This window comes from Pseudoalteromonas sp. UBA6610, from assembly GCF_002433295.1.
Taxonomy (GTDB): domain Bacteria; phylum Pseudomonadota; class Gammaproteobacteria; order Enterobacterales; family Alteromonadaceae; genus Pseudoalteromonas; species Pseudoalteromonas atlantica.
On record NZ_DJHW01000075.1, the window covers coordinates 1 to 5,456 of the forward strand.

At 42.1% G+C, this 5,456-nt stretch carries 4 protein-coding genes and 1 tRNA gene; all 5 read left to right on the forward strand.

Annotated features, from left to right (window positions below):
* The first annotated feature begins 49 nt into the window (after positions 1-49).
* Positions 50-126: transfer RNA gene (locus B4F91_RS10190), tRNA-Asn, on the forward strand.
* A gap of 148 nt (positions 127-274) precedes the next feature.
* A complete protein-coding gene (locus B4F91_RS10195) occupies positions 275-2,218 on the forward strand; it encodes an EAL domain-containing protein (RefSeq protein ID WP_096739368.1) in 1,944 nt (647 codons plus the stop codon).
* 214 nt (positions 2,219-2,432) lie between these two features.
* On the forward strand, positions 2,433-3,014 hold the full coding sequence (gene rsxA, locus B4F91_RS10200) for an electron transport complex subunit RsxA (protein ID WP_286938785.1): 582 nt from the start codon (positions 2,433-2,435) through the stop codon (positions 3,012-3,014).
* 1 nt (position 3,015) lies between these two features.
* The gene (rsxB, locus tag B4F91_RS10205) at positions 3,016-3,570 is read left to right on the forward strand and encodes an electron transport complex subunit RsxB (protein WP_004589479.1); all 555 of its coding nucleotides are present in this window, start codon (positions 3,016-3,018) and stop codon (positions 3,568-3,570) included.
* A gap of 8 nt (positions 3,571-3,578) precedes the next feature.
* The coding region (gene rsxC / locus B4F91_RS10210; RefSeq protein WP_286938786.1) for an electron transport complex subunit RsxC at positions 3,579-5,456 on the forward strand (1,878 nt) is incomplete at its 3' end.

Below are 5,456 nucleotides of genomic sequence, written 5' to 3' on the forward strand. Positions count from 1 at the left end.
TTCGAGTCGGGGAGGGGGAGCCAAATCATAAAATTACATCTCTATTTGTTCCCCCTTAGCTCAGTTGGTTAGAGCGACGGACTGTTAATCCGCAGGTCCCCCGTTCGAGTCGGGGAGGGGGAGCCAATCATAAGAATTTCATAGACATTTCAGTAATTTTCCACTACTCTTCTGCTTTATAACTAAAACATAATATCTATTCTAATGTGTTGCTATTAGTTGAATGATCAAGGACCTGATTCCTTTCCTTTTGAACTATTAAAAGATTGATAACATGGCTGGCTTTAAAAAACTTATTTTTATACAAATCCTGTCTTGGCTTGTATGTGTTGCGGCTGGAAGCTACTTCATATCTGTAAGCTTTAATAATGCAGTAAGTGAAGCACAAACTTCAGCGCAAACCAGCGTAACACGTTACATTAACAGCTTAACTAGTGATGAGCTTTCGCCTGAAAGTATAAAAAAAGCGATTGGCGATGGTAAAACGTTTTCAAGCTTTATACTAAGAGACTACCAAGGGGCTGAGGTATTTTCAGTTAACTCCCCTACTCAGCTGCCCATGTTTGCTGAATTTATTCAATCTAGCTTTAATTCTGTTCGCCCACAGTTTGCCGTTAACGACGCTGCAGATATAAAAGTAGAATTTACCCTCAACATTGATCGTTTAGCGCAGCAGCTACAAACCTCTTTATTTATAGTTATATTTATTTCTGCCTTTTTAGTGATTATTCCTATCATATTAATGAAGTCTATTTTTCATAGCTTAAATAAAAATATCAGCATGACCGTTGCCGATGTAATAGACATTTACATTAACCAAAATCAAATTGGCGACGACTTAGACACCGCACTTGATGCCAGTAAAATGAAAAAGCTAGGTAAAGATTTAGTCCCGAGCTTTAATCGCCTTTCGCATTTTTTAAAAAATAAAAATGATGATATTCAAAACGCTGCCCTAAGTATCAAACAAGAAGCCTATAAAGATGTAATTACTGAATTAGGTAACCGTAATATGTTTGTTGAATATTACGAAAAACACATCGAGAACAGTGAGCGCAGTACGTTTGGTTCGTTAGCGCTTGTACGCTGTAGTGAGCTGCAAACTATAAACCAAAGCCGTGGCTACCAAAAAGGTGATGACTACGTTAAAGGTGTGGCGGATATAATTAAGCATATAAGCGGCACTTACACCGGCAGCCAAGTATTTAGGCTAAATAGCTCAGACTTTGCCATTGTACTGCCTAATACCCCACTTAAAGAAGCAGAGCGTTTTGGTGAAAACCTGCAATCGCGCTTTACTCAATATCAACAAAATCAAGAGCTCAGCTCTGTGGCTAATACAGGTATTGTGGGCTACGAAAAAGGCAAACCGCTGGGTGAGCTATTATCGGTTGTCGATAACGCAATGAGCATGGCGCAATCTAAGCAAGTAAATGCATGGCATGTGCAGCGCGAAACCGATTTAGTTAATAATGTAAGTGCTGGGTTTGGTAACCAGAACTGGCGTAAAGTGATTAACGAAGTGATTGAATCAAAACGTGTTCACTTAGTAATGCAAAATATTATGCCGCTGGGTAAAAGCATTAAGGCGTATGCAGAGATACAAGTGCGCTTTAAAACCGAAGATAACCAAGTGCTTCCTACGGCCTCGTTTTTGGCCATGGCTGAAAAACTCGATATGGCCATAGAAATTGACCGCTTAATTATTGACTCATCACTTGAAAAAATTAAAAGCCGTAACCTCTCTGAAAAGTTTTTTGGCCTGAATGTGACCGCCTCAAGTGCACATAACGATCAATTTGTTATTTGGTTAGAACGTCGCTTATTAAAAGATACGCATATAGCCTCTAAATTAGTATTTGAAGTAAGTGAGTTTGGCCTACAGCAAAATATTAAAGCCAGTAAACGTTTTATTGATATGGTTCATCGCGTAGGTGCCCGCGTAACGGTTGAACGCTTTGGTGTAGGACTAACGTCGTTTAAGTTTTTCCGTGATTTAAAACCAGACTTTATTAAAATGGATGCAAGTTACACCCGCGGCCTAGAAGATGATAAAAACAATCAATACTTTATGCGCCTAATGGTTGATTTAGCCCATCGCATTGGTGTGAGTGTGTTTGCTGAGGGCGTTGAAAGCCAAGAAGAAAAACACATAGTAGAAACGCTTTGCCTAGACGGCGTACAAGGTTATTACATAGAAAAACCTAAAGATATTTAGCACCTCCCCTTAATTAAAGTAAAAAAGAGCACATGTGCTCTTTTTTGCGTTTAGCTGTTTAATTTTTCGCTTACTTTAAAATCACATAAATTTTACAGCTTTGTGATCGCTCAATTATTTTACTGTGTTTATTTAACTGATAACGACTCGCATATGTTGTTTATCGGGGCAGAAAAAAGGATAATACACAGGATTTTAATAGCGCGAGGCACACATGACAGAATATGTCTTGTTATTGATTGGAACCGTTCTAGTTAATAACTTTGTATTAGTACAATTTTTAGGCTTATGTCCATTTATGGGTGTATCAGGCAAGCTTGATACCGCTATTGGTATGTCTTTAGCAACCACGTTTGTGCTTACTCTTGCCTCTGTTACAAGCTATTTAGTTAATCAATATATTTTAGCGCCGCTAGATATCGAATTTTTACGCACCATGAGCTTTATTTTAGTGATTGCCGTTGTGGTGCAATTTACCGAAATGGTTGTGCGTAAAACTAGCCCGACTTTATACCGTTTACTGGGTATATTTTTACCGCTGATCACCACTAACTGTGCGGTATTAGGTGTTGCGCTTCTTAACATAAAAGAAGATCACACCTTTTTACAATCGGCCGTATATGGTTTTGGCGCAGCCGTTGGCTTTTCATTAGTACTTGTATTATTTGCAGCGCTGCGCGAACGCCTTGCTGCTGCAGATGTTCCTACCACGTTTAAAGGCGCCTCAATAGCCATGATCACCGCCGGCTTAATGTCGATGGCGTTTATGGGTTTTACCGGATTAGTGAAGTTTTAATATGACCTTAATGTATGCCTTGATAGCGCTTGGCTCGCTAGCGCTTGTTTTTGGACTTATTTTAGGCTTTGCAGCTATTCGCTTTCGTGTAGAAGGTGACCCAATTGTTGAGCAAATAGATACCATTTTACCGCAAACCCAGTGTGGCCAGTGTGGCTATCCGGGCTGTCGCCCCTACGCTGAGGCAATTGCCAACGGGGATGAAATTAATAAATGCCCACCAGGCGGAGAAGCAACGGTTAAAAAGCTAGCCGATTTAATGGGCGTAGAGCCTAAACCGCTTGCCGGTGGCGAACAAGCAGAGCCGATAAAAACAGTGGCCTATATTCGCGAAGATGAGTGCATAGGCTGTACTAAGTGTATTCAGGCATGCCCTGTGGATGCCATTGTTGGTGCTACACGCCAAATGCACACTGTACTAATAGAAGAATGTACCGGCTGCGATTTATGTGTAGAGCCCTGCCCTGTAGATTGCATTGATATGCTGCCTGTAGCCGAAACAAAACAAAACTGGAAATGGCAACTTGATGCTATTCCTGTCACGCAAATAGATTAGAGGTTTGAGTGGAAAAGTTACTTGAACAAATTAAAAAAGGCACTGTTTGGGCATTCCCGGGCGGCGTGCATCCACCACAACAAAAAACACTCTCTAACAGTGCGCGTATTGCTAGGCTTCCTCTACCTGATAAGTTAGTTGTACCAATTAAACAGCACATTGGTGCTAACGGTAAATTAATTGTAGAAAAAGGCCAACAGGTATTAAAAGGCCAAGCACTTACCGTCCCCGTTGCGAATTGGTCTGTGCCTGTACATGCGCCCAGCTCTGGCACCATAACAGATATTGCTTCTATGCCTTCGGCACATCCATCGGCTTTACCTGAGCTAAGTATTATTATTGAGCCTGATGGCAAAGATCAATGGTGCGAACTCACCCCAACACCTAACCCAAGTGAGCTTAGCCACGATGAATTAGTCGATATAATTCATCAAGCAGGTATAAGTGGTATGGGTGGAGCAGGCTTTCCTACTTATGTAAAAGCCGATATAAAACAACCTATTGAGTTTTTAATTGTTAATGCTGTTGAGTGCGAACCATACATAACAGCCGACGATGTGTTAATGCGTGAACATGCCAAGCAAGTAGTGCAAGGCATTGAGCTAATGCAACAAATTTTAAACCCGACACTGTGTATTGTTGGCATTGAAGATAATAAGCCCGAAGCCATAGCGGCTATGAAAACTGCCGCAGAGCACAACGCCAATATTGTTATTCAAACGGTGCCTACTGTTTATCCATCGGGTGGCGAAAAACAATTAATTAAATTACTTACAAACCGTGAAGTACCCAGTGGCGGTATTCCTGCCGATATTGGTATTTTAGTGCACAACACAGGAACTTTATTTGCTGTGCAGCAGGCAGTGTACGAAGGTAAACCGCTTATTGAACGCGTTGTTACAGTGACAGGTAACACCATCCATAATGCAGGTAATGTATGGGCACTATTAGGCACCGAAGTTAAGCACCTGCTTGATTGCCAAGGTTTTTCACCCGTACCCCAGCAGCGCGTTGTAATGGGCGGACCGATGATGGGCTTTACCTTACCGACTGTGCGTATTGGGGTAATTAAAACCACCAACTGTATTTTAGCCCCCGATCATAAAGAGCTGGCAGAGCCTGGCCCTGAAAAAGCTTGTATACGTTGTAGTGCCTGTGCAGATGCCTGCCCTGCTTCGTTATTGCCACAGCAACTACAATGGTTTGCAAAATCAAAAGAATACGACAAATTACAAGAGCACAACTTATTTGATTGTATTGAATGTGGCGCGTGTGCGTATGTATGCCCAAGCGAAATTCCATTGGTGCAGTATTACCGCGTAGCAAAAGTAGAAATAAAAGAGCAGCAAGCCGAAAAAATTAAAGCCGATAGAGCAAAAGAGCGTTTTGACGCCCGTAAAGAGCGCCTAGAGCGCGAGCAACAAGAACGTCAAAACCGCCATAAACGTAAACCAGCGGCAAAAACATCAGATGAAAAACAAAAAGTAGCCGATGCCCTTGCCCGCGTTAAGAGCAAATCATCGGATGGCGATGAAAAATCAGCTGTAGCCGCTGCAATTGCCCGCGCTAAAGCGAAAAAACAGCAAGGTGAAGAGCTAGAGCCAGATAACAGTGAAGTAGCTAAAGAGCGCGCACTACGTAAAGAAAAAGCACGTAAATATAAAGAACAAAAAGCTGCCGAGGGCGAGTCATCACCAACACCTGATGATAAAAAGTCAGCCGTAGCTGCTGCTATTGCCCGCGCCAAAGCGAAAAAATCGGCGCAAGCTGAGCAAAGCGCTGAGCCACAAAACGATGAAGCAACCGCTCCCGCTGATGATAAAAAGTCAGCCGTAGCTGCTGCTATTGCCCGCGCTAAAGCGAAAAAAGCGGCGCAAGCTGAGCAA

Bases quoted from the DNA above. Each gene is read 5' to 3' on its own strand.
- B4F91_RS10195 (WP_096739368.1), top strand. From the start codon at position 275: ATGGCTGGCTTTAAAAAACTTATTTTTATACAAATCCTGTCTTGGCTT.
- rsxA (WP_286938785.1), top strand. From the start codon at position 2,433: ATGACAGAATATGTCTTGTTATTGATTGGAACCGTTCTAGTTAATAAC.
- rsxB (WP_004589479.1), top strand. From the start codon at position 3,016: ATGACCTTAATGTATGCCTTGATAGCGCTTGGCTCGCTAGCGCTTGTT.